The organism is Enterobacter cloacae complex sp. R_G8 (assembly GCF_024599795.1).
GTDB classification, from domain to species: Bacteria; Pseudomonadota; Gammaproteobacteria; order Enterobacterales; family Enterobacteriaceae; genus Enterobacter; species Enterobacter dissolvens.
The window spans coordinates 1327589-1348800 of the sequence record NZ_CP102246.1; the positions used below are offsets into that span (position 1 = coordinate 1327589).

A 21212-nucleotide genomic window follows, 5' to 3' on the forward strand; every position below is an offset into this window, starting at 1 on the left:
TGTGTGTGTCTTGCTAAAAGGAATACTAGATGTAGTTGTGATAAGTTTCAACCATACAAGATATGGGAAATTTAGATTGATGACGCCCCAATGTTGAGCACAGCGGGGCAGGGCGGGCTGTACGGATTTTTCAGGCTTTCAGGCAAAGAAAAGCCCCGGCACCAGAGGCAACCGGAGCTGATAACGCGCGCGCTTACTTACGCAGGCTAAGCAGGGCGCCAACAAAAATGCCGACCGCCGCGACCGTGCCGAGCGTACACAGCGGTTTTTCACGGACGAAGGTAGTCGCGCAACTCGCCATGTCGCAGGCAGCCTGGGTGGCGCGTGAACGGCCATGTATACGGGCACGGGTTTCACGCAGCAGAGACTGAGCCTTACGTTTTGCGGCCTCCGCATCGTCCTTCGCATCGGAGCCCCAGGATTTCAGCACCTCTTCCAGCGTGTCCGCTAATTTGCTGACATCATTACGAATATCCTGAGCGTCGTCGTTAATATCGTTTCGGTTCGGTCTGTTAAACATACGATCCTCCATAATTTTGTCTTCCGGTTTAGTTTAGTTCAGAAATTTAATATCTGAAGCGAGTCACGACTCATCAGGTCGTTTATGGAATATTCTGAAAGCCCTGCTAATGCTGAATACTGTAAGGTTGCCGGGCAGGAAAAGATAACGAGGAAAAGATATGTATTTACGACCGGATGAGGTGGCACGCGTTCTTGAAAAAGCGGGATTCACCATGGATGAAGTGACGCCAAAAGCGTATGGCTATCGCCGTGGCGAGAATTATGTTTACGTGAATCGTGAAGCCAGAATGGGGCGTACCGCTCTCATTATTCACCCGACGCTGAAAGACAGAAGTCTGTCATTTGCTGAGCCTGCCTCGGATATTAAAACCTGCGATCACTACCAGCAATTTCCGCTCTATTTAGGCGGCGAGACGCATGAGCATTATGGTATTCCGCATGGTTTTAGCTCGCGTATGGCGCTGGAGCGGTTTCTGAAAGGGCTGTTTGGCGACGCACAATAACTCTGCGACTGGCATACGCCAGTCGCTTCATATTATGCTTTTGCCTGGCTGTACTGGCTGACCCTGAAAAGGCGACGACAGTAGTCGAGGAAATAGCCGTACACCGCGCCCATCAACATCGAAACCACGATATTCGAGCTCACCGCCGCGGCAATCTGATGCCAGTCTGCACCTACCGTCAACAGGATTGCCACATACACCGGCGACTGAAACGTCACATAAGCCAGCACATCCGCCAGGTTTTTCATCCAGCCAGACGGGCTGATGCGGCGGGCGAAGCGCATCACGGCATCACGGTATAAACCATAAGGCCATGCGATAATAATGTTGACCGGGATCGCCACCAGACGAGATGAAAGTGACTGCTCAAAGGTCATCCCGGAGAGGAATATTTCAATCAGCATGTTCACGACGGAACAGTAGACAACCATCGCGAAAGTATCCGCTACCGCGTGGCGCAGGCGAGATTGCGGTGAGAACATGGCTGAACTCCTTGAGACGCACAAAAGTGATGTTCTTAGTGGTTTGGGTTGGTTTGTTTGACGTGTATAGCGTATCTCTCTGTCTTTAAACTAACAACTAGTGATAAATTTTTATTTATGCGCGTTTTATCCACAAAATCCTCTTAAGTTGGTTGTTTTTTGCTCGCTTCGTTATTTTGTTTCTCGTATGTCTTTTTGTCGAGAAAAATCAATCAGTTGATTGGTTTGTTACAGAGGCGATAACGCGGAGCTCCGTGTGCAGTACACCGTCCTGTGATTTGTCTTAAAACTGACCGTTTATATTGGTGTAATGATTTATTTCACACACGCTGGCAACGCTTTTAGCGGATATATAAATGGCGTCTTTTAAGATATTTACAATAATGACAAAAAGCGTCGATGGGTGGATATTGCGTGAGAAATGAATTATTCTTCCCTTTGATTATACGACTCACCACTTAAAAGGTTTTCAAATAATATGTCTTTGACGTTACAGAATCTTAATAATATCCGAACTCTGCGTGCGATGGCGCGTGAATTATCCCTGGACGTTCTTGAGGAAATGCTGGAAAAAGTCAGGGTCGTTGCTGAAGAGAAACGTAGTGAGCAGGCGGAATTAGAGCAACAGCGTGCTGAGCAGCAGGAGAAAATTAATGCTCTGCTGGAACGGATGAAAGCCGATGGTATTTCACCGTCCGATCTGCTGGGTTCAGAGCTGGCGCACGCAGGTAAGACCGCGAAAAAACGTAAAGCCCGTGAAGCGAAATATCGCTTTATTGACCAGAATGGCGAAGAGAAAACGTGGACCGGCCAGGGCCGTACGCCGAAGCCTATTGCCAACGCGCTGGAAAACGGTAAATCACTGGATGATTTTCTGATTTAATGCGTGAGCCGGGCGGAAGACTCCGCCCGGTTGTCTGTTTAGCAGACGCCGAAATCCCCTTCTTCGGTGTACAGCGCAACATCCGCTGCTTTCAGGGTATATTTCTCGCCCTGCTCATTGCTGGCCTGAACGGCCACAATGCTATCTCCATTCACTTCGAGCACTTTCAGTTTCGGGCCGCCCTGACGCGGTTGCACATAATCACCGACAGAAAACATAGAACCTCCTCATCGTTTTAGCGATCTTCACTGTAGCCCACGTCACACGCCGGGTACAGTCTGGTTCATCGATTACTGCTTATGAAGTATGCCTGTTCCACGGCATTACCTTGAGCAGTCTTGCCATGCCGCAAAAACCGGTCAGGCCAGCAAACAGGAGCCCGGCACCGACAAAACCGCTCAGCAGGAAAAAGCCGCTGGAGAGCGTATAGCCCAGCACCACGCCGCACAGTATCAGCAGCCCGGCAGCAATCTGCACCTGACGCATCAGCGGCAGCGGCTGGGATTTATCTTCCACGGTCGGCAGCCCGGCCTGTTTCCAGCCCTGAATACCGCCCTCGACCACCAAGGCCTGAGCAGGCGACGCCGCCTGGGCAAGCCGTGCGGCGTTGTTAGATGTTCTGGCCCCGGACTGGCAGTGAAAAATCACCGTTTCACCCGCCCCGGCGTTCAGTGCGCCGGGTAAGGTGTCCAGCGGCACGGACTGTGCGGCGGGAATATGCTCGCGGGCATATTCGTCAGGATCGCGAATATCAATCAGTTTTGCGCCGTCATTAATAAGCGCGTTTGCCTGCTGTGGCGTAATCAGAGGAAGAGACATGGTGTTTCCTTACGGTCGTGTTTTGTGTAGTAGAGCATTTAAGGAAGGATTTAAGCCAGTGTAAAGAGGGTAAAGGCAGGTAAAAGCGCGCCAGTCGAATGGCAGTTACCCGTAAACTGGCTACGCTTAAAGAAGTGTCTTTTATAATTTTCAATTGGTTAGCTTGCACGGAGTCTTTATGGGTTTTTGGCGTGTTGTTTTTACGATTATTCTCCCGCCGCTGGGCGTACTGCTTGGCAAGGGCCTGGGCTGGGCATTTATCCTGAACATCCTTCTGACCATACTGGGCTACTTCCCAGGACTTATCCACGCGTTTTGGGTTCAGACGAGAAGCTAGGTACGCCACAGTAAGTCGCTGTAGATCCCGGTCAGTACGCCCTGCGGGCCGAACTGCTGTTTGATCCAGCGCGTAACCTGGCCGGTCGCCGCATGCTGTGTGGCAAGCAGCATGCGCGAATCCTGACGTGGGTTATTAATGCGTCGCGTCACCAGCATCCCGTCTGCCACGGCCTCCCGGGCCATGTATTCCGGCAAAAAGCCGATCCCTTCCCCCAGAATCTGACACTGGCACTTAGTGTTAAAATCCGGCACCAGAATCGCCTCCTGCCCGTGCAGCAGCCAGCCCACCTTCTTATTAATGGTGTGCGCGGTGTCCTCCACCATGATGTTCGGGTACAGGCGCAGCTGGCTTTCCGCGATCGGTTCCGGGACAAACGCCAGCGGGTGTTCCGGCGCGATGGCGAATACCCAGCGGATAGCGCCAATCTCCGTGTAATCAATGCCGCCGCCGTCAAGAAGCGTATCCGGCGCGCCAATCGCGATATTGGCCTGGTTATTGATGATTGAGTCCCAGACGCCGTTATAGACCTCCGTGGTGACGGTGATCTGGCAGGTGGGAAACTGCTTTTTCAGCACCTGCAGCAGCCGCGCGGTATGGCGTGGGGTATACAAAAGCTGATTGATGCAGATGCGTACCCGCGCCTCGATGCCCTGAGAGATGGTGTCTATCCCACGCCTGATGGCATAGAAATCATTCAGCAGATCGGTGGCCTTGCGGTAAAAGTAAAAGCCGGACTCGGTCAACTCAATGCTGCGGGTGTTACGCACAAACAGCACCACATCCAGCCCGGTCTCCATTCGTTTGATGGTGTAACTGATGGCCGACGTGGTCACACCCAGCTCGGCGGCGGCTTTGCTGAAACTGCCAAAACGCGCCGCCGTGGTGAAGGCCAGCAGATTCTCTTCAGTAAAGATGGAATTCATATTACGGCTCCGGGTTGCCATCAGTTTTGAACATATTTTAACAGCGGCGCAACAACGCATTTGACGGCGGTCACAGTTCTGATGTTTAGCTACAGGCCTTGTTATGCAAGGCTTCTTTGGTCATAAGCAAAATGCCGTGAATGGCCTGAAATAACGCTTACCCATAAGAAAAAGGTTGCACAGACGCACGTTTTAGCTGAACCGTTGAATTTAACTCAACAATGAATTGACTGTCGATGAATGATTTTTAAGCGGATTCTTTTCTGAAAGGGCTGTTGCTATTCTCAGGTCATCAGCAACACACCATCGGGAGTCTGTATGTCTGCGAATGAACTCGTGACGGAATTTTTACTGGCGGCAGAGCAGGGTAATGTCGACGCGCTAAAAGCCTGCCTTGAGAAAGGTGTCGATATTAATGCCACCAATCGTCAGAAAAGAACCGCCATTGTTATTGCCAGCCTGAAAAAACATTACCCCTGTGTCGCGTTATTAATTGACGCCGGTGCGGATATCGATAAACAGGACCAGACCTGTTTTAACCCCTTCCTGATCAGCTGCCTGACCAATGATTTAACCCTGCTGCGGCTTGTTCTGCCCGCCAACCCGGATCTTGAGCGTCTGACGCGCTTCGGCGGGGTGGGAATTACGCCCGCCAGTGAGAAAGGGCATGTGGAGATTGTCCGCGAGCTGCTGGAAAAGACCGATATCAACGTTAATCACACCAACTTTGTCGGCTGGACGCCGCTGCTGGAAGCTATCGTCCTGAATGACGGCGGCCCGAAACAGCAGGCGATCGTGAAGCTGCTGCTGGACCACGGTGCGAATCCGCACATGACCGATAAATACGGTAAAACCCCGCTCGAACTGGCGCGGGAAAAAGGCTACCACGCGATAGCTGACCTGCTGCTGGCGGCGGGTGCGTAATTTATTCGGCCAGCCTGTTTCCGGCTGGCCCTCATTTCAAACGTATTTTTCCGACGTGCATTTTGCACGACGGCGGCCCCCTTTTATCCGCATTCAGGAGAAAATAATGCCCACAAAAATCGTGATTAAAAAGAACACGTATTTTGACTCCGTCTCATTAATGTCCGTTTCCACCAAAGCCAATAAATTGCCAGGCGTTGAGCAGGCGTTTGTGGCGATGGCGACGGAGATGAATAAAGGTGTATTAAAAAATCTCGGGTTGTTAACGCCAGAATTAGAGGATGCGAAAAACGGCGATCTGATGATCGTCATTAAAGGCGACGCGGCTAATGATGAAACCCTGGCGGCGATTGAAGCGTTATTCACCCGAAAAGAGCGCGAGGGCAACCATGAAGCACGCTACGCGACTCTGGCCAGCGCGAAAGCCCACCGTCCCGACAGCAACCTGGCGGTGATTTCAGTAAACGGCATGTTTGCGGCACGCGAAGCGCGCAAGGCGCTGGAAAACGATCTCAACGTGATGCTCTTTTCCGATAACGTATCCCTCGACGATGAGCTGGCGCTCAAGCAGCTGGCGCACCAGAAAGGGCTGCTGATGATGGGGCCAGACTGCGGCACTGCCATTATCAACGGCGCAGGACTGTGCTTTGCTAACGCGGTGCGCCGCGGCTCGATTGGCATCGTCGGCGCTTCCGGCACCGGCAGCCAGGAGCTGAGCGTGCGCATTCATGAATTTGGTGGCGGCGTGTCGCAGCTGATAGGCACCGGCGGGCGCGATCTCAGTGAAAAGATCGGCGGTCTGATGATGCTCGACGCCATCGACATGCTGGAGGCCGACGATGCCACCCAGGTCATCGTGCTGATCTCCAAACCGCCTGCACCCGCGGTGGCAGAAAAAGTGCTGGCGCGCGCCCGGGCCTGCCGCAAACCGGTCATCGCCTGTTTCCTTGGCCGCAACGAACCGCCCGCCGATGAAGACGGCCTGCAGTTTGCCCGCGGCACCAAAGAGGCGGCCCTGAAGGCCGTGCTGCTCACCGGTATCAACAAAGCGTCCCTTGACCTGCATCCGCTCAACTGGCCCCTGATTGAAGCGGTGCGCGCCCGTCTCACTCCGCAGCAGAAATACATTCGCGGTCTGTTCTGTGGCGGCACTCTGTGTGATGAAGCCATGTTCGCCGCGCTTGAGAAGTACGACGACGTCTACAGCAACATTCAGCCCGATCCGGCGAAACGCCTGCGCGACATTAACGTCAGTCAGGCTCACACCTTCCTCGATTTTGGGGATGACGATTTCACCAACGGCAAGCCGCACCCGATGATCGACCCAACCAACCGCATCAGCCGCCTGCTGCAGGAGGCGCGCGATCCGGAAGTGGGCGTGATTGTTATGGACTTCGTGCTGGGCTTTGGTGCGCATGAGGATCCGGTCGGCGTGATGCTCGATGCCATTAAAGAGGCGCAGGCGATTGCGAAAGCCGACAACCGTCCGCTGGAAATTCTCGGCTACGTGCTGGGTACCGACCAGGATCCCCAGTCACTGGCGCAGCAGTGTCAGCTTCTGACCGATGCCGGCGTGATCTGGGCCAGCAGCAGTACCAACACCGGATTACTGGCACGCGAATTTGTCTGCAAAGGGGAGAACGCCTGATGACCACCTTATTCAACCAACCGCTGAACGTCATTAACGTCGGTATTGCGCTGTTCAGTGATGATCTTAAAAAACAGCACGTCCCCGTTACCCAACTCGACTGGGCACCGCCGGGGCAGGGCAATATGCAGGTCGTCGACGCGCTCGACCAGCTGGCCGCGGAGCCGCTGGCAGCGAAGATCGCCGCCGCCAACAAGATTGCGCTGGAGCGCATCATTCAGTCCCACCCGGTGCTGGTGGGGTACGACCAGGCGATTAACGTTGTGCCGGGGATGACCCGTACCACCATTCTGCATGCCGGTCCTCCGGTGAGCTGGGAAAATATGTGTGGCGCGATGAAAGGCGCTGTCACCGGCGCGCTGGTGTTTGAAGGGCTGGCGGACGATCTGGAGGCGGCGGCAAAGCTGGCGGCTTCAGGCGACATCACCTTCTCGCCGTGCCACGAGCACGACTGCGTGGGCTCGATGGCAGGCGTCACCTCCGCGTCGATGTTTATGCATATCGTTGAGAACAAAACCTACGGCAACCGTGCCTATACCAACCTCAGCGAGCAGATGGCGAAGATCCTGCGCATGGGCGCCAACGATCAGAGTGTTATCGACCGTCTGAACTGGATGCGCGACGTGCTCGGCCCAATGCTGCGCGACGCTATGAAGATTATCGGCGAAATCGATCTGCGCCTGATGCTGGCCCAGGCGCTGCACATGGGTGACGAATGCCACAACCGCAACAACGCGGGCACCACGCTGCTGATCCAGGCACTGACGCCGGGGCTGATTCAGGCGGGTTACCCGGTGGCGCAGCAGCGCGAGGTGTTTGAGTTTGTCGCCAGCAGCGACTACTTCTCCGGCCCGACGTGGATGGCGATGTGTAAAGCCGCGCTGGACGCCGCCCACGGCATTGAGTACAGCACGGTGGTCACCACCATGGCGCGTAATGGCTATGAGTTTGGTCTGCGCGTCTCTGGCCTGCCAGGACAGTGGTTCACCGGCCCGGCGCAGCAGGTGATTGGCCCGATGTTCGCGGGTTACAAGCCGGAAGACTCCGGGCTGGATATCGGCGACAGCGCCATCACGGAAACCTACGGTATCGGCGGCTTTGCGATGGCGACGGCCCCGGCGATTGTCGCGCTGGTGGGCGGCACGGTGGAAGAGGCCATCGACTTCTCCCGCCAGATGCGCGAAATCACCCTCGGTGAAAACCCGAACGTCACCATTCCGCTGCTGTCGTTTATGGGGATTCCAACCGCCATCGACATCACCAAAGTCGCGGGCAGCGGCATTCTGCCGGTGATTAACACCGCCATTGCCCACAAAGACGCGGGCATCGGCATGATTGGGGCGGGCATCGTTCACCCGCCGTTTAGCTGTTTTGAAAAGGCGCTGTTGACCTTCCGCGATCGCTACTTTTTATAAGGCAAGCATCCATGAAAAACATGAAACTGGAGTGGAAAAGAGGTGACTGGGCGGCATATTTCGGGTTGATGACCAACAACCTGACCAATTTGCTGACCATGATGGGGTTGCTCATTTTTGTCGTCGGCATCCCGAAGGAGATTGTTTATGGACGCATCGCGCCGGCCTTCGGGCTGGCGGTGCTGGTGGCGAGCGTCTGCTACGCGTGGTTTGGCCTGCAAATGGCGCGTGCCACCGGACGAACGGACGTGACTGCGCTACCGTCTGGCCCGAGCGCGCCGTCGATTTTTACCGTCACCTTTCTGGTCTTAATGCCGGTCTACCAGCAAACCGGTGACGCGGATTTTGCCATCCAGATTGGTCTGGTGTGGTGCTTTGTCGAGGCGATGATTCTGGCGGGCGGCTCCTTCCTCGGGGAGACCATCCGCAAGATGATCCCGCGAACCGTGCTGCTCTCGTGTCTGTCGGGCCTGGGCCTGCTGCTGCTGGCGATGAACCCGATGCTGCAGGCGTTTGAAGCGCCCACCGTGTCGTTCATCGTGCTGCTGCTGATCTTCATTAACTGGTTTGGCAAAAAACCGATCTTCGCCAGGATCCCGACCGGTCTGCTGTTGTTGATTGCTGGCACGGTGTTAGCGTGGATCTCCGGCCTGCAAAGCCCGGAGGCAATTAAAGCCTCGATGTCCTCTTTCGGCTTTAACCCGCCCGAAGTCCATGTAGAAGGTTTCCTGCAGGGCTTGCCGCACGCGCTGCCGTATCTGGCGTCTGCCGTGCCGCTGGGGCTGGCGAACTACATCTTTGACCTGGAAAACATTGAAAGCGCCCACGCGGCGGGGGACGAGTACCCGACCCGCAAGGTAATGCTGGCGAACGGCCTGGCCTCCATGCTCGGCTGCCTGATGGGCAATCCGTTCCCGGTGACGGTCTACGTGGGTCATGCAGGCTGGAAAGCGATGGGCGCCAGCATCGGCTACACGCTGGCCTCCGGCGTGACCATGTTTATCGTGCCGCTGTTCGGACTGGGGGCGTTTATGCTGGCCATCATTCCGATGACCGCCATCGTGCCGATCCTGGTGTTTATCGGCGTTGTCACCGCCAACCAGGTGGTGAGGGAAACGCCCAAAGTGGAGGTGCCCGTGATTTTCATCTGCCTGTTCCCGTGGATCGCCAACTGGGCGCTGACCATGATGAACAGCGTGATGGGCGCGGCGGGCACTAACGCGACGAAAATCGGCACTGACGTGCTGCACAGTAAAGGGATCTACTACGAAGGGTTGGTGCATCTGGGCAGCGGCGCACCGCTCGCCAGCATGCTGTGGGGGTGTATCGCCATCTTCGCCATCATCAACAAACCGCTGCGCGGGGCCGTTGCCGCCGCCGGTGGCGCGCTGCTGGCGCTGTTTGGCGTGATCCACGCCCCGGTGGTGGGCTTTGCCGAAGGCAGTTCGCTGATGTTCGTGACCGCGTATCTGATGATGGGCGGCATGTTTGTGGTGAAGCATGTTCTCGACAGCCGGGAAGTGGCGAGCGCTGAGCCGGGTACTGTTGCGAAGGAAAACGTATGAAAGAGCTTATGGTCGTCGCCATTGGCGGCAATAGCATTATCAAAGACAACGCCAGCCAGTCGGTAGAGCATCAGGCGCAGGCGGTTAAAGCGGTGGCAGAGTCGGTGCTGGAGATGCTGGCATCCGACTATGACATTGTGCTCACGCACGGCAACGGCCCCCAGGTGGGGCTGGATCTGCGCCGCGCCGAAATTGCCCACGAGCGGGAGGGACTGCCGCTCACGCCGCTGGCCAACTGCGTGGCGGATACGCAGGGTGGTATCGGCTACCTGATCCAGCAGGCGCTTAACAACCGCCTGGCCGCGCGCGGTGAGCAAAAAGCGGTCACGGTCGTCACGCAGGTAGAGGTGGATAAAAACGATCCCGGCTTTACGCACCCGACGAAACCGATCGGCGCGTTCTTCAGCGAGGCGCAGCGGGATGAACTACAAATCGCCCATCCGGACTGGCATTTCGTAGAAGACTCCGGTCGGGGCTATCGCCGCGTGGTGGCCTCACCCCAGCCGCTGCGGATTGTCGAATCGGAGGCCATCAAAACCCTGACACAAAAAGGCTTTGTGGTGATCGGCGCGGGTGGCGGCGGGATCCCCGTTGTGCGCTCGGCGCAGGGCGATTACCAGAGCGTTGATGCGGTGATTGATAAAGATCTCTCCACCGCGCTGCTGGCGCGCGAGATCCGTGCCGACGTGCTGGTGATCACCACCGGGGTCGAAAAAGTGTGCATCCACTTTGGCAAGCCGAACCAGCAGGCGCTGGACACGGTGAGCGTGGCGCAGATGACCCGTTACAAAGACGAGGGCCATTTCCCGGCGGGCAGCATGCTGCCCAAAATCGTCGCCTCGCTGGCGTTTTTACACCACGGCGGCAAGCGCGTGATCATCACCTCGCCAGACTGCCTGCCCGCCGCGCTGCGCGGGGAAACCGGTACCCATATTGTTAATGAAGGAAGATAAGATGAGTGAAAATAAAAGCCGCCGTGAATTCATCAGCCAGAGCGGCAAAATGGTCACCGCCTGTGCGCTGTTTGGCGCGACCGGTTCCGTCGCGTATGCTGCCGATTCCGCAAAGCCAACCTGCGAGACGGGCAAACCGATGAACATCACCGCTAAACACTACTACCTGGACAACGTGCTGCTGGAGGCCGGATTTAACGTCGACGGCGGCGTGGCGACGAGCACCCGCACCGAGCTGAAAACGCTGGAGATCAAAGACGGGAAAATTGTCGCCCTGCGTGATAACAAAAATCACGCGGACGCCACCCTGCCGCACTATGACGCGGGCGGCAAGCTGATGCTCCCGGCGATGCGCGATATGCACATTCACCTGGATAAAACCTTCTACGGCGGTCCGTGGCGTTCGCTCAACCGCCCGGCGGGTACCACCATTCAGGATATGATCCGCCTTGAGCAGAAGCTGCTCCCCGAACTCCAGCCTTATACCCAGGAGCGCGCCGAAAAGCTGATCGATCTGATCCAGTCGAAAGGCTCCACCATCGCCCGCAGCCACTGCAATATTGAGCCGGTCTCGGGCCTGAAGAATCTGGAGAACCTGCAGGCGGTGCTGGCGCGCCGCAAGCCCGGATTTGACTGCGAGATCGTGGCGTTTCCACAGCACGGCCTGCTGCTGTCGAATTCCGAACAGCTGATGCGCGAGGCGATGCAGGCCGGGGCGCACTACGTGGGCGGGCTGGATCCCACCAACGTTGACGGGGCGATGGAGAAATCTCTCGACACCATGTTCCAGATTGCGCTGGATTACGACAAAGGGGTGGATATTCACCTGCACGAAACCAGCCCGGCGGGTGTGGCGGCGGTGAACTACATGGTCGAAACCGTGGAGAAAACCCCGCAACTGAAGGGCAAACTGACCATCAGCCACGCCTTTGCGCTGGCCACGCTCAACGAGCAACAGGTGGATGAGATTGCCACCCGCATGGCGGCGCAGCAGGTGACTATCGCCTCCACCGTACCCATCGGCACTCTGCATATGCCGCTGAAGCAACTGCGTGAGAAGGGCGTGTTCGTGATGACGGGGACCGACAGCGTGATCGACCACTGGTCACCGTACGGTTTAGGGGACATGCTGGAAAAAGCGAATCTCTACGCCCAGCTCTATATCCGCCCTAATGAGCAGACGCTGTCCCGCGCTTTAGGTATCGCGACCGGTGACGTGCTGCCGCTGAACGACAAAGGTGAATGCGTCTGGCCGAAAGTGCAGGACGACGCCAGCTTTGTGCTGGTGGACGCCTCCTGTTCCGCCGAGGCGGTGGCGCGCATATCTCCACGCACCGCGACCTTCCATAAGGGGAACCTTGTGTGGGGCTCTGTGGGTTGACGTGCATTTCTCCCTCTCCCTGTGGGAGAGGGTTGGGGTGAGGGCATCAGGCCGCACTTTTGTACGTCGGGTAAGGCGACGCCGCCACCCGACGTTACAGGTGATACCCCGACAATCGCAACTCCCGGTCAATCCACTCAACGAACTGCTGGATCTTCCACGCGCGTTCATTCATATGCGGCATCACCAGATGGTGCGCATTAATGGCGATCCCCATCTCATCCGGCAGTACCTGCACCAGTGAGCCATCTTTCAGGTGGTCTGTCGCCATCATTTTGCTCTCAAGAATAAATCCCAGCCCCATGCGCGCCGCTTCAAAGCTCATATAGGAGCGGTCAAAGCTGAGGCTGAAGTTGAGCCAGGGCCTGTCGATATTGTGCCAGGCGAACCATTTTTCCCAGTTCACCAGCGTGCTGGTGGACGAGATGAGTGACTGTTGCAGCAGATCGGTGGGGGTGCTGATGGGGTGTTTTTGTGCATACTCCGGCGAGGCCAGCACCACCAGCGTGTCGTTTTTAATGGTCATCACCCGGTAAGCATCCCAGTCCGGGATACCGTGGCGGATATCAATATCAATATTATCTCTGGCGAATTGCAGATTCTCATAGGAGCAGGTGAGATTGATGGTGATATCGGGATATTCGGCGCGAAACTTACCCAGGCGGCGTAACAGCCATGACAACCCGAAGGTGGGCGAGGAGTGCACCCGAAGCACGGCGTTATCTTTCTCTTTGACGATCTGATCGGTGGCGCGTCCGATGGCGCTCATCGCCGCCGAGACCTCCCGCAGATATTTTTCTCCCGTCGGGGTGAGCTGAACCCCTTTGCCACTGCGGATGAATAATTTCTTGCCCATCCACGACTCCAGCGACGCGATCTGATGGCTGACCGCGGAGGGGGTGACATTGAGCTGTTCGGCCGCCTGATGGATGCTCAATGCGTTAGCGACGGCGATGAATGCCTGCAAATTTCTGAGCGAGGGCAGTGATAACGTCTGGCGATCCTGCGCGGACATAGCCTACTCCTGTCATGTTTATTGATAAAAAACATAACATTGAGACGGCATGCGGGCAATTTTATCCCGATGTTATTTTTTTTGAGCTGTATCGCGAATCAAATTTATCTCAGCAATAAATGAGGTTTATTGAATGGTGTTTCATTTATGAGCCGATATATTGACCTTGAACGTAAAAATAAAACGACTCACGTTGTTCGAATAATGAGGTAAGTTATGTCTCGTATAGAACAAGCTGTCCCCTACATAAACACGAAAAAAACCAATTACCGTTTCGTTGTGCTGGCATTAATTTTTATTGTGTATGCCATTAACTATGCTGACCGGACAAATATTGGTGCAGTACTGCCCTTTATCATTGATGAGTTTCATATCAATAATTTCGAAGCCGGTGCCATCGCCAGTATGTTCTTTTTGGGATACGCATTGAGCCAAATTCCGGCGGGCTTTTTTATCGCCAAAAAGGGTATTCGCGGCATGGTGGCGCTGTCGATATTCGGTTTCTCGGCGTTTACCTGGCTGATGGGTACGGCGACCTCTGTTCTGGGTCTGAAGTGTATTCGGCTGGGCCTGGGGCTAACGGAGGGGCCGTGCCCCGTCGGACTGGCCTCCACCATCAATAACTGGTTTCCCCCCAGGGAGAAGGCGACGGCCACGGGGGTCTACATCGCGGCCACCATGTTCGCGCCGATCCTCGTGCCGCCGCTGGCGGTGTGGATCGCCATGACCTGGGGCTGGCGTTGGGTCTTCTTCTCCTTCGCGATCCCCGGTCTGGTCATTGCCGTTCTGTGGTATCTGCTGGTGCGTACCAGACCATCGGAGAGCACATTTGTCTCTAAAGCCGAACTGGAGACCATTACTGCGGGCCAGGAGACGCCGGACGCCAGGCGGGAAAACATCGTGATTTCACCGGGCTTTGCACGTCTTGACCGCCTGATCCGCGTGCGGGACTTAGCCCCGGTGAGCACAGTGAAAGGGCTGTTTACCTCGAAGAATATCCTCGGCGACTGTCTGGCCTATTTCATGATGGTCAGCGTGCTGTATGGCCTGTTGACGTGGATCCCGCTCTATCTGGTGAAAGAGAAAGGCTTTACGTTTATGAGCATGGGGCTGGTCGCCAGTATGCCGTGCATCGGCGGGTTTATCGGGGCGATCTTTGGCGGTTACGTATCCGACAAACTGCTCGGCCGCCGGCGTAAACCGACCATGATGTTTACCGCCATCAGCACCGTGTTAATGATGGTCATCATGCTGAATATCCCGCAAAGCACCGTTGCGGTTTGTGTGGGGCTGTTTTTTGTCGGCCTCTGTCTGAATATCGGCTGGCCTGCTTTTACGGCTTACGGTATGGCGGTTGCAGACAGTAAAACTTATCCCATTGCCGCGTCAATTATCAATAGCGGCGGGAATCTCGGCGGATTTGTTTCCCCGATGCTGGCGGGTTATCTGCTGGATAAAACAGGAAGTTTTAACTCTGTCTTTATTTATTTCGGTATTTGTGCAGCGATTGGCTTATTTATGATTATGTTGCTGGATGAGCCGAAATAAAAAAATAAATCCCTTTTATCAGAATGGAGTAAATATATGCTACTGAAAGATAAAGTCGCCGTTATTACCGGCGCGGCTTCTGTACGCGGTTTGGGTTTTGCCACGGCTAAATTATTTGCCGGGCAGGGTGCGAAGGTGGTGATTATCGATTTAGATGCCGAAGCCAGTCGGGCTGCCGCGGCGAATCTGGGTGAAGAGCATCTGGGCCTGGCGGCGAACGTCAGCAATGAATTACAGGTCAACGCCGCCATTGAGCAGGTGCTGGGAAAATACGGGCGTATCGATATTTTGGTGAATAACGCCGGTATTACTCAGCCGATCAAGCTGATGGAGATTAAACGCGAGAATTACGACGCGGTGCTGGACGTCAGCCTTCGCGGCACGCTGCTGATGTCCCAGGCGGTGATCCCCACCATGCGTGCGCAGAAGTCGGGCAGCATTGTCTGCATTTCATCGGTATCAGCCCAGCGCGGCGGCGGTATTTTCGGTGGCCCCCATTACAGCGCGGCTAAAGCCGGTGTGCTGGGCCTGGCGAAAGCGATGGCCCGCGAGCTGGGACCGGATAACGTACGCGTCAACTGCATCACTCCCGGCCTTATCCAGACGGACATCACCGCAGGCAAGCTCAGCGATGAGATGAAAACCACCATCCTGGCGGGCATTCCGCTTAACCGCCTCGGCGACGCGCAGGATATAGCCCGCGCCGCGCTGTTCCTTGGCAGCGACCTTTCGTCTTACTCCACCGGTATCACGCTCGACGTGAACGGCGGCATGCTGATCCATTAAGGAGACCCGACGATGACGGATACTACAGTTCAACAGGTTACCGCGGCGGCATGGCGTATTCGCCGCTATGCACTGCGCATGGGCGAAGTGCAGGGGCAGGGGTACATCGGGCAGGCGCTGGGCTATGCCGACGTACTGGCCACCGCGTTTACCCACGGTATGAACCTCAAGCCGGACGAGCCGGAGTGGGAAGGCCGTGACCGTTTTCTGCTTTCTCACGGTCATTACGCCATTGCCTGTTATGCCGCCCTGATTGAAGCGGGGATCATTCCTGAAGAGGAACTGGAGACCTACGGCTCGGACGACAGTCGCCTGCCAATGTCCGGTATGGCAACTTACACGCCGGGCATGGAGATCTCCGGTGGGTCGCTGGGGCAGGGGTTAAGTATTGGGGTCGGCATGGCGCTGGGGCTGAAGCACAAGCAGAGCCCGGCATGGGTCGTTAACTCCATGTCGGACGGTGAGCTTGACGAAGGATCAACCTGGGAAGCGGCTATGTCTGCAGCGCACCATGGCCTGTCGAACCTGATCGTGCTGGTGGACATTAACCGCCAGCAGGCAGACGGCAACTCGCACAAAATTCTTGGCTTTGAGCCGCTGGAGGATAAATGGACCTCGTTCGGCTGGTACGTGCAGCGCGTAAATGGCAACGATGTCCCTGCGCTGGTTGCGGCGTTTGATAACGCCAGACGCTATCCCGAAAACCAGCCACGCGTCATTTTGTGCGACACGCTGATGGGCAAAGGTGTGCCTTTCCTCGAACAACGTGACAAGAACCATTTTATTCGCGTGGATGCTGACGAGTGGCAAAAGGCACTCGCCGTGCTGGATGCCAACAAACCTGAAGGAGTGCTGTAATGAGCCAGATAACGGAGAAAAAACCGCGTTTAACCACGTCGGCCATGATTGCCTCTATTGCGGAAGACGGCCAGGAGACGCGCTCTGCACCGTTCGGCCATGCGCTGGTGAAGCTGGCGGAACAGCGCCCGGAAGTTGTCGGTATGACGGCGGATTTGTCGAAATATACCGATCTGCATATCTTTGCCCAGGCGTATCCGGAACGTTTCTTCCAGATGGGGATGGCGGAGCAACTCTTAATGGGCGCGGCCGGGGGAATGGCAAAAGAGGGGTTTATTCCCTTTGCCACGACGTATGCGGTCTTTGCCACACGTCGTGCCTACGATTTTATTCATCAGGTTATCGCCGAAGAGCATCTCAACGTGAAGATATGCGCTGCGCTGCCGGGATTAACCACGGGCTACGGTCCGAGCCACCAGGCGACGGAAGATATTGCGATTATGCGCGGTATTCCGGGGATGACCATCATCGATCCCTGCGATGCGATAGACACCGAACAGGCAGTACCGGCGATCGCGGCGCACAATGGGCCGGTGTATATGCGACTGCTGCGTGGCAAGGTGCCGGTGGTGCTGGACCAGTACAATTACCGGTTTACGCTGGGCAAAGCCGCGCTGCTGGAAGAGGGGAGCGACGTCCTGATCATCGCTTCAGGGCTGATGACCATGCGCGCGCTGGAGGCCGCAAAGCAACTGCGTAAGGATAACGTCAGCGTGGCGGTACTGCATTCGCCCACCATTAAACCGCTGGATGAGGAGACTATCCTGGCGCAGACCGCGAAACCTGGGCGGCTGGTGGTGGTCGCCGAAAACCACAGCACCGTAGGGGGGCTTTGTGAGGCCGTGGCGTCGCTGCTGATGCGTCATCGCGTGCATGTCGACTTTGATACCGTTGCGCTACCAGATGCTTTCCTGGATGCAGGTGCGCTCCCGACGCTTCACGAACGCTACGGGATCTCAACGGCAGCCATGGTGGAGAAGATCCGGCGCAGGCTTTGATTCGCCAGACGGTTTAGTTGTCAACGGGCGAGGGGTGTTTTACCCTCGCCTCTGTTGCAATGAAGGAGTCCGTGATGGCACAAAATATCTACGACAACCCTGCCTTTTTTGAAGGTTACGCCCAGTTGCCGCGCTCGGTAGACGGCCTGAATGGCGCGCCGGAGTGGCCTGCGCTGAAAAGCATGCTGCCGGATCTACACGGCAAATCGGTTATCGATCTCGGCTGTGGCTATGGCTGGTTCTGCCGCGCAGCGCGTGAGCTGGGCGCTTCTGCGGTAACCGGCGTTGATATCTCCGAAAAAATGCTCGCCCGTGCGGCAGAGCTGACCCACGATGACGGGATTGTGTATCAACGTAGCGATCTGGAATCGCTGGCGATGAAAGCGAACAGTTTCGATCTGGTCTACAGCTCGCTGGCGCTGCACTATCTGCCCGAGCTGAACACCCTGTTTGGCAACGTTCAGCGTGCGCTGAAACCTGGCGGCAGCCTGGTCTTTTCCATGGAGCACCCGATTTACACCTGCGCGACGCGTCAGGGCTGGCTGACCGATGACGCCGGCGTGCGTTTCTGGGGCGTGAACCACTATCAGGACGAAGGCCAGCGCGTCAGCAACTGGCTGGCAGACGGCGTGATCAAGTATCACCGCACGCTGGGCAGCACGCTTAACGCGCTGATCACCGCCGGGTTAACGGTAAGCGAAGTGAACGAATGGGGACCAACGCAGGCACAGATTGACGCCTGGCCCGCGCTGGCCGAAGAGGCAGACCGCCCGATGCTGGTGCTGATTTCCGCCCGTAAGGATCAGTAACCGACCTTGTAAACGCGGCCGCTCTGCACGCCTTCCACGCTGCGGCGATAGGCTTGCGCCACGGTGGCGGCCGGCACGCTTTCAAAGCCCGGGAAGAAGCCGTCGTACGTTTCGACCGATTCGGTGAGAACCGTCGGGCTTATCAGGTTGATGCGGATCCCACGCGGCAGCTCGCAGGCGGCAGCGCGAACAAACCCTTCCAGCGCGGCATTCACCGTGGTGGCATTGACGCCCTGCGCGATGGGCTCGTGCGCCACAATCCCGCTAATCAGGGTAATGGAGCCGCCATCGTTCAGGTAGTGCTGGCCGGTCAGCGCCAGGCGCACCTGTCCGAGCAGTTTATCCTGTAACCCCTGATTGAAATCGCTGTCCTTCATGGTGGCGAGGGGGCCAAAGTACAACCCGCCGCTGGCGGAGACAATCGCATCCACCGGGCCAACCTTTTCAAACAGCGCCTGCACGCTCGCCTGCGACGTAATATCCACCTGCTCATCGCCCTGCGTGCGGCCCACGCGGATCACCTCGTGGCGGTGACCGAGCGCCTCCGTGACTGCACGACCGACCGTACCGCTGGCACCAATAATGATGATTTTCATAGCCGACTCCTCATGTTGTGAGCCTTCATTCTTTAATAAATTAAAAGTCGGATAAACTGGGCTAAAGTTAGAAGATTGCTAACCAGAGGTTTGTAATATGGATAAGCTTCGCGGCATGGAAACGTTTATCGCCGTGGTGGAAAGCGGCAGCTTCACCGGTGCGGCGTCCCGGCTGGATATGTCGTCGGTGATGGTGGGGAAGTACATTGCGCTGCTGGAATCACAGCTTGGCACCCGTCTGCTGGAGCGCAATACGCGACGTCAAAGCCTGACCGACGCCGGGCGGGTCTATTATGACGAGGCGAAGCGGGTGCTGGAGCAGGTGGCCATTGCCGAAAGCGCGGTGGAACGTCTGCGCGCCGCACCGGCGGGCACCCTGCGCGTGACGGCGCCTACGTCGTTTGGCGGTTGCGTTATCGCGCCGCTGACCGCCACCTTTTTGCAGCGCTACCCGGCAGTGCGTATCGAACTGGATCTCACCAACCGGATGGTGGATCTGGTGGAAGAGGGGGTCGATCTGGCCATTCGCATTGGTGATATCCGCAATGACGATTTGGTGGCGAAATACCTGTGCCCTTACAACATGGTGATCTGCGCGTCGCCGGATTATCTGGCGCGCCACGGTACGCCGCAAACGCCTGCCGATCTGGTGGACCATCTCTGTCTTTCCCACACGGTATGGACCGCGCGTAACGAATGGCGGCTGCCGGGTGTGGAGGGCGAGGTGCGCTGGAAGCGCGATGCCGTTTTACGCTGCAACGACGGCTACGGCTTACGCATGGCGGCGCGCGCCGGGGCGGGGCTGCTGCTGCAGCCGGAGGTGCTGGTGGCGGAAGAGCTGGCAAGCGGCAGACTGGTTCGGGTTCTGGAGCCGTTTACACCCGCGCCAAGGCCGGTGCATTTACTGTGGCGTCAGGATTTACGTCCCCTCCCGAAGCTAACGGAATTTATTGCTCATATTCTGCTAAGATTGGGCACAATATAAAAAAGAAGGTAATCAAAGAATGTCTGCAAACAAACTCGCCAGCAGTGCGCAGGGCCTGCAATCTTCCGCCATCCGTGAATTATTAAAACATAGCAAAATGGCAGGCGTCATTTCGCTGGGTGGGGGTATTCCTAACCCGGCCTTGTTCGATCACGAAGGTCTGAAAATGGCCGCTGATGCCGTACTGTCGCAGCATTTTGGTGAAGCCTTCCAGTATGGTCTGACCGAAGGTGTGCCGGGACTGCGGGACGAGATCCAGCGCATCTGCGAAGGGCGCGGGATCCGCTGCAAAGCGGATGATGTGGTCGTGACCTCCGGTTCACAACAATCCCTCGACGTGCTGGCGCGCGCGTTAATTAATCCGGGCGATACCGTCGTCGTCGAACGCCCAACCTATCTTGCCGCGCTGCAGGTCTTTGGTCTGGCGCAGGCGAATTTTGAATCGGTTGGCACCGATGGCGACGGCATGAAAGTGGATGAACTCGAAGCCCTGGTGGCAAATAAACCCATCAAAGCGGTTTATATTGTGCCGACATTCGGTAACCCGGGTGGCGTTACGCTGTCTGAGGCGCGCCGTAAACAGCTGGTGGAACTCTCGAAGCGCTATGACTTCGTGATTATCGAAGACGATCCGTACAGTGAAATTAATTACACCGACGAAGTTTTCCGCCCGTTAATTGCCCATGCCAACGATATCGGCAACGAAGAGAACGTGGTGTATACCTCAACCTTCTCTAAAATTCTCGCGCCGGGCACCCGTGTGGGCTGGGTGCTGGTACCAGAGTGGCTGAAGCGTGCGGTGGTGAATCTGAAGCAAACCACCGATCTGCACACCAGCACGCTGTCGCAGCTGATGACTTACGAATACCTGAAAACCGGGCGTCTGGCCGGGCAGATCAAAATGATCCGCGAAGCCTACCGTCAGAAGTATCAGACGTTCGCCAACGAACTGGAAGCCGAACTGGGCGATGTGATGTCGTTCCACAAGCCGAAGGGCGGCATGTTCCTGTGGGCGAATATGAAAAAGGGTAGTAATACCACGCGCTGGCTGGAAAAGACGTTAAGCAACGGCGTAGTATTTGTGCCGGGTGAATTTTTCTACTGCAGTGAGCCAGACCACTCGACGCTGCGTATGTCGTTTGTCACGCCAACGGATGAAGAGCTGAAAGAAGCGGTTCGTCGCCTGAAAAAATCGCTGTAAAAGACCTGCGCATAATGGCGTTCCTGCCGTTATGCGCAATACACGTTTTGTTGAGGTG

The 21212-nt window shown here is 56.4% G+C and carries 23 protein-coding genes; 16 read left to right on the forward strand and 7 right to left on the reverse strand.

Features of this window, described 5'->3' with window-relative positions; all coding sequences use genetic code 11:
* Positions 1 to 193 precede the first annotated feature (193 nt).
* On the reverse strand, positions 194 to 520 hold the full coding sequence (locus tag NQ842_RS06380; protein ID WP_014833006.1) for a DUF883 domain-containing protein: 327 nt from the start codon (positions 518 to 520) through the stop codon (positions 194 to 196).
* A gap of 160 nt (positions 521 to 680) precedes the next feature.
* Between NQ842_RS06380 and NQ842_RS06385 the strand changes: the two genes are divergently transcribed.
* Positions 681 to 1025, forward strand: a complete 345-nt coding sequence (locus NQ842_RS06385) for a DUF2002 family protein (RefSeq protein WP_013098417.1) — start codon at positions 681 to 683, stop codon at positions 1023 to 1025.
* A 32-nt stretch (positions 1026 to 1057) separates the two neighbouring features.
* On the opposite strand, the gene alaE is transcribed toward NQ842_RS06385, so the two are convergent.
* Positions 1058 to 1507 (reverse strand): L-alanine exporter AlaE, encoded by a 450-nt coding sequence (gene alaE / locus NQ842_RS06390; RefSeq protein WP_014833005.1) that lies wholly within the window; start codon positions 1505 to 1507, stop codon positions 1058 to 1060.
* Between the two features lie 478 nt (positions 1508 to 1985).
* Between alaE and stpA the strand changes: the two genes are divergently transcribed.
* On the forward strand, positions 1986 to 2390 hold the full coding sequence (gene stpA, locus NQ842_RS06395) for a DNA-binding protein StpA (protein WP_014833004.1): 405 nt from the start codon (positions 1986 to 1988) through the stop codon (positions 2388 to 2390).
* Positions 2391 to 2428: 38 nt separating this feature from the next.
* Here the strand turns inward: stpA and NQ842_RS06400 are convergent, their stop codons facing one another.
* Both NQ842_RS06400 and NQ842_RS06405 read right to left on the reverse strand, forming a co-directional pair.
* Positions 2429 to 2608 (reverse strand): hypothetical protein, encoded by a 180-nt coding sequence (locus NQ842_RS06400; RefSeq protein WP_014833003.1) that lies wholly within the window; start codon positions 2606 to 2608, stop codon positions 2429 to 2431.
* A gap of 79 nt (positions 2609 to 2687) precedes the next feature.
* Positions 2688 to 3209 (reverse strand): rhodanese family protein, encoded by a 522-nt coding sequence (locus NQ842_RS06405; RefSeq protein WP_014833002.1) that lies wholly within the window; start codon positions 3207 to 3209, stop codon positions 2688 to 2690.
* A gap of 178 nt (positions 3210 to 3387) precedes the next feature.
* Here NQ842_RS06405 and NQ842_RS06410 point away from each other — a divergent pair, with 178 nt between their 5' ends.
* Complete coding sequence (locus NQ842_RS06410; RefSeq protein WP_014833001.1) at positions 3388 to 3546, forward strand: YqaE/Pmp3 family membrane protein; 159 nt, start codon at positions 3388 to 3390, stop codon at positions 3544 to 3546.
* On the opposite strand, the gene NQ842_RS06415 is transcribed toward NQ842_RS06410, so the two are convergent.
* Positions 3543 to 4472, reverse strand: a complete 930-nt coding sequence (locus tag NQ842_RS06415; RefSeq protein ID WP_014833000.1) for a LysR substrate-binding domain-containing protein — start codon at positions 4470 to 4472, stop codon at positions 3543 to 3545. The genes NQ842_RS06410 and NQ842_RS06415 overlap by 4 nt on opposite strands.
* A gap of 318 nt (positions 4473 to 4790) precedes the next feature.
* On the opposite strand from NQ842_RS06415, the gene NQ842_RS06420 reads away from it, so the two are divergent.
* From NQ842_RS06420 to NQ842_RS06445, 6 genes are all read left to right on the forward strand, one after another.
* Positions 4791 to 5396: an ankyrin repeat domain-containing protein gene (locus NQ842_RS06420; RefSeq protein WP_046889270.1), complete on the forward strand. Its 606-nt coding sequence runs from the start codon at positions 4791 to 4793 to the stop codon at positions 5394 to 5396.
* A 106-nt stretch (positions 5397 to 5502) separates the two neighbouring features.
* Positions 5503 to 7044 (forward strand): acyl-CoA synthetase FdrA, encoded by a 1542-nt coding sequence (fdrA, locus tag NQ842_RS06425; protein WP_257256635.1) that lies wholly within the window; start codon positions 5503 to 5505, stop codon positions 7042 to 7044.
* Entirely contained in the window at positions 7044 to 8459 is a 1416-nt protein-coding gene (locus NQ842_RS06430) for a DUF1116 domain-containing protein (RefSeq protein ID WP_046889268.1), read from the forward strand. Before fdrA ends, NQ842_RS06430 begins: the two co-directional genes overlap by 1 nt.
* An 11-nt stretch (positions 8460 to 8470) precedes the next feature.
* Positions 8471 to 10024 carry a xanthine permease gene (locus NQ842_RS06435; protein WP_182381160.1) on the forward strand — a complete coding sequence of 518 codons (1554 nt, stop codon included), beginning with the start codon at positions 8471 to 8473 and terminating at the stop codon, positions 10022 to 10024.
* Positions 10021 to 10977: a carbamate kinase family protein gene (locus NQ842_RS06440; protein ID WP_096928716.1), complete on the forward strand. Its 957-nt coding sequence runs from the start codon at positions 10021 to 10023 to the stop codon at positions 10975 to 10977. The genes NQ842_RS06435 and NQ842_RS06440 overlap by 4 nt, the downstream gene beginning before the upstream one ends.
* Before the next feature lies 1 nt (position 10978).
* Positions 10979 to 12358 carry an amidohydrolase family protein gene (locus tag NQ842_RS06445; RefSeq protein WP_257256636.1) on the forward strand — a complete coding sequence of 460 codons (1380 nt, stop codon included), beginning with the start codon at positions 10979 to 10981 and terminating at the stop codon, positions 12356 to 12358.
* Between the two features lie 94 nt (positions 12359 to 12452).
* Here the strand turns inward: NQ842_RS06445 and NQ842_RS06450 are convergent, their stop codons facing one another.
* The gene (locus NQ842_RS06450) at positions 12453 to 13373 is read right to left on the reverse strand and encodes a LysR substrate-binding domain-containing protein (protein WP_014832993.1); all 921 of its coding nucleotides are present in this window, start codon (positions 13371 to 13373) and stop codon (positions 12453 to 12455) included.
* Positions 13374 to 13589: 216 nt separating this feature from the next.
* Here NQ842_RS06450 and NQ842_RS06455 point away from each other — a divergent pair, with 216 nt between their 5' ends.
* From NQ842_RS06455 to NQ842_RS06475, 5 genes are all read left to right on the forward strand, one after another.
* Positions 13590 to 14921, forward strand: coding sequence for an MFS transporter (locus tag NQ842_RS06455; RefSeq protein WP_014832992.1), 1332 nt, complete (start codon positions 13590 to 13592; stop codon positions 14919 to 14921).
* Between the two features lie 36 nt (positions 14922 to 14957).
* Positions 14958 to 15707: an SDR family NAD(P)-dependent oxidoreductase gene (locus NQ842_RS06460; RefSeq protein ID WP_014832991.1), complete on the forward strand. Its 750-nt coding sequence runs from the start codon at positions 14958 to 14960 to the stop codon at positions 15705 to 15707.
* A gap of 12 nt (positions 15708 to 15719) precedes the next feature.
* Entirely contained in the window at positions 15720 to 16565 is an 846-nt protein-coding gene (locus tag NQ842_RS06465) for a transketolase (RefSeq protein ID WP_047361484.1), read from the forward strand.
* Positions 16565 to 17563: a transketolase family protein gene (locus NQ842_RS06470; protein WP_276591039.1), complete on the forward strand. Its 999-nt coding sequence runs from the start codon at positions 16565 to 16567 to the stop codon at positions 17561 to 17563. The genes NQ842_RS06465 and NQ842_RS06470 overlap by 1 nt, the downstream gene beginning before the upstream one ends.
* Before the next feature lie 74 nt (positions 17564 to 17637).
* Positions 17638 to 18372 (forward strand): bifunctional 2-polyprenyl-6-hydroxyphenol methylase/3-demethylubiquinol 3-O-methyltransferase UbiG, encoded by a 735-nt coding sequence (locus NQ842_RS06475; RefSeq protein WP_014832988.1) that lies wholly within the window; start codon positions 17638 to 17640, stop codon positions 18370 to 18372.
* Here NQ842_RS06475 and NQ842_RS06480 read toward each other — a convergent pair.
* Positions 18366 to 18968, reverse strand: coding sequence for a short chain dehydrogenase (locus NQ842_RS06480; protein ID WP_046888502.1), 603 nt, complete (start codon positions 18966 to 18968; stop codon positions 18366 to 18368). The two genes, NQ842_RS06475 and NQ842_RS06480, sit on opposite strands and share 7 nt — an antisense overlap.
* 97 nt (positions 18969 to 19065) lie before the next feature.
* Between NQ842_RS06480 and NQ842_RS06485 the strand changes: the two genes are divergently transcribed.
* Positions 19066 to 19953, forward strand: coding sequence for a LysR family transcriptional regulator (locus NQ842_RS06485; RefSeq protein ID WP_096928721.1), 888 nt, complete (start codon positions 19066 to 19068; stop codon positions 19951 to 19953).
* Positions 19954 to 19972: 19 nt separating this feature from the next.
* On the forward strand, positions 19973 to 21154 hold the full coding sequence (locus tag NQ842_RS06490; protein ID WP_014832985.1) for a PLP-dependent aminotransferase family protein: 1182 nt from the start codon (positions 19973 to 19975) through the stop codon (positions 21152 to 21154).
* Positions 21155 to 21212 lie beyond the last annotated feature (58 nt).

Coding starts and splice junctions, on each gene's coding strand:
- NQ842_RS06380 (WP_014833006.1), bottom strand. CDS start 520: ATGTTTAACAGACCGAACCGAAACGATATTAACGACGACGCTCAGGAT.
- NQ842_RS06385 (WP_013098417.1), top strand. CDS start 681: ATGTATTTACGACCGGATGAGGTGGCACGCGTTCTTGAAAAAGCGGGA.
- alaE (WP_014833005.1), bottom strand. CDS start 1,507: ATGTTCTCACCGCAATCTCGCCTGCGCCACGCGGTAGCGGATACTTTC.
- stpA (WP_014833004.1), top strand. CDS start 1,986: ATGTCTTTGACGTTACAGAATCTTAATAATATCCGAACTCTGCGTGCG.
- NQ842_RS06400 (WP_014833003.1), bottom strand. CDS start 2,608: ATGTTTTCTGTCGGTGATTATGTGCAACCGCGTCAGGGCGGCCCGAAA.
- NQ842_RS06405 (WP_014833002.1), bottom strand. CDS start 3,209: ATGTCTCTTCCTCTGATTACGCCACAGCAGGCAAACGCGCTTATTAAT.
- NQ842_RS06410 (WP_014833001.1), top strand. CDS start 3,388: ATGGGTTTTTGGCGTGTTGTTTTTACGATTATTCTCCCGCCGCTGGGC.
- NQ842_RS06415 (WP_014833000.1), bottom strand. CDS start 4,472: ATGAATTCCATCTTTACTGAAGAGAATCTGCTGGCCTTCACCACGGCG.
- NQ842_RS06420 (WP_046889270.1), top strand. CDS start 4,791: ATGTCTGCGAATGAACTCGTGACGGAATTTTTACTGGCGGCAGAGCAG.
- fdrA (WP_257256635.1), top strand. CDS start 5,503: ATGCCCACAAAAATCGTGATTAAAAAGAACACGTATTTTGACTCCGTC.
- NQ842_RS06430 (WP_046889268.1), top strand. CDS start 7,044: ATGACCACCTTATTCAACCAACCGCTGAACGTCATTAACGTCGGTATT.
- NQ842_RS06435 (WP_182381160.1), top strand. CDS start 8,471: ATGAAAAACATGAAACTGGAGTGGAAAAGAGGTGACTGGGCGGCATAT.
- NQ842_RS06440 (WP_096928716.1), top strand. CDS start 10,021: ATGAAAGAGCTTATGGTCGTCGCCATTGGCGGCAATAGCATTATCAAA.
- NQ842_RS06445 (WP_257256636.1), top strand. CDS start 10,979: ATGAGTGAAAATAAAAGCCGCCGTGAATTCATCAGCCAGAGCGGCAAA.
- NQ842_RS06450 (WP_014832993.1), bottom strand. CDS start 13,373: ATGTCCGCGCAGGATCGCCAGACGTTATCACTGCCCTCGCTCAGAAAT.
- NQ842_RS06455 (WP_014832992.1), top strand. CDS start 13,590: ATGTCTCGTATAGAACAAGCTGTCCCCTACATAAACACGAAAAAAACC.
- NQ842_RS06460 (WP_014832991.1), top strand. CDS start 14,958: ATGCTACTGAAAGATAAAGTCGCCGTTATTACCGGCGCGGCTTCTGTA.
- NQ842_RS06465 (WP_047361484.1), top strand. CDS start 15,720: ATGACGGATACTACAGTTCAACAGGTTACCGCGGCGGCATGGCGTATT.
- NQ842_RS06470 (WP_276591039.1), top strand. CDS start 16,565: ATGAGCCAGATAACGGAGAAAAAACCGCGTTTAACCACGTCGGCCATG.
- NQ842_RS06475 (WP_014832988.1), top strand. CDS start 17,638: ATGGCACAAAATATCTACGACAACCCTGCCTTTTTTGAAGGTTACGCC.
- NQ842_RS06480 (WP_046888502.1), bottom strand. CDS start 18,968: ATGAAAATCATCATTATTGGTGCCAGCGGTACGGTCGGTCGTGCAGTC.
- NQ842_RS06485 (WP_096928721.1), top strand. CDS start 19,066: ATGGATAAGCTTCGCGGCATGGAAACGTTTATCGCCGTGGTGGAAAGC.
- NQ842_RS06490 (WP_014832985.1), top strand. CDS start 19,973: ATGTCTGCAAACAAACTCGCCAGCAGTGCGCAGGGCCTGCAATCTTCC.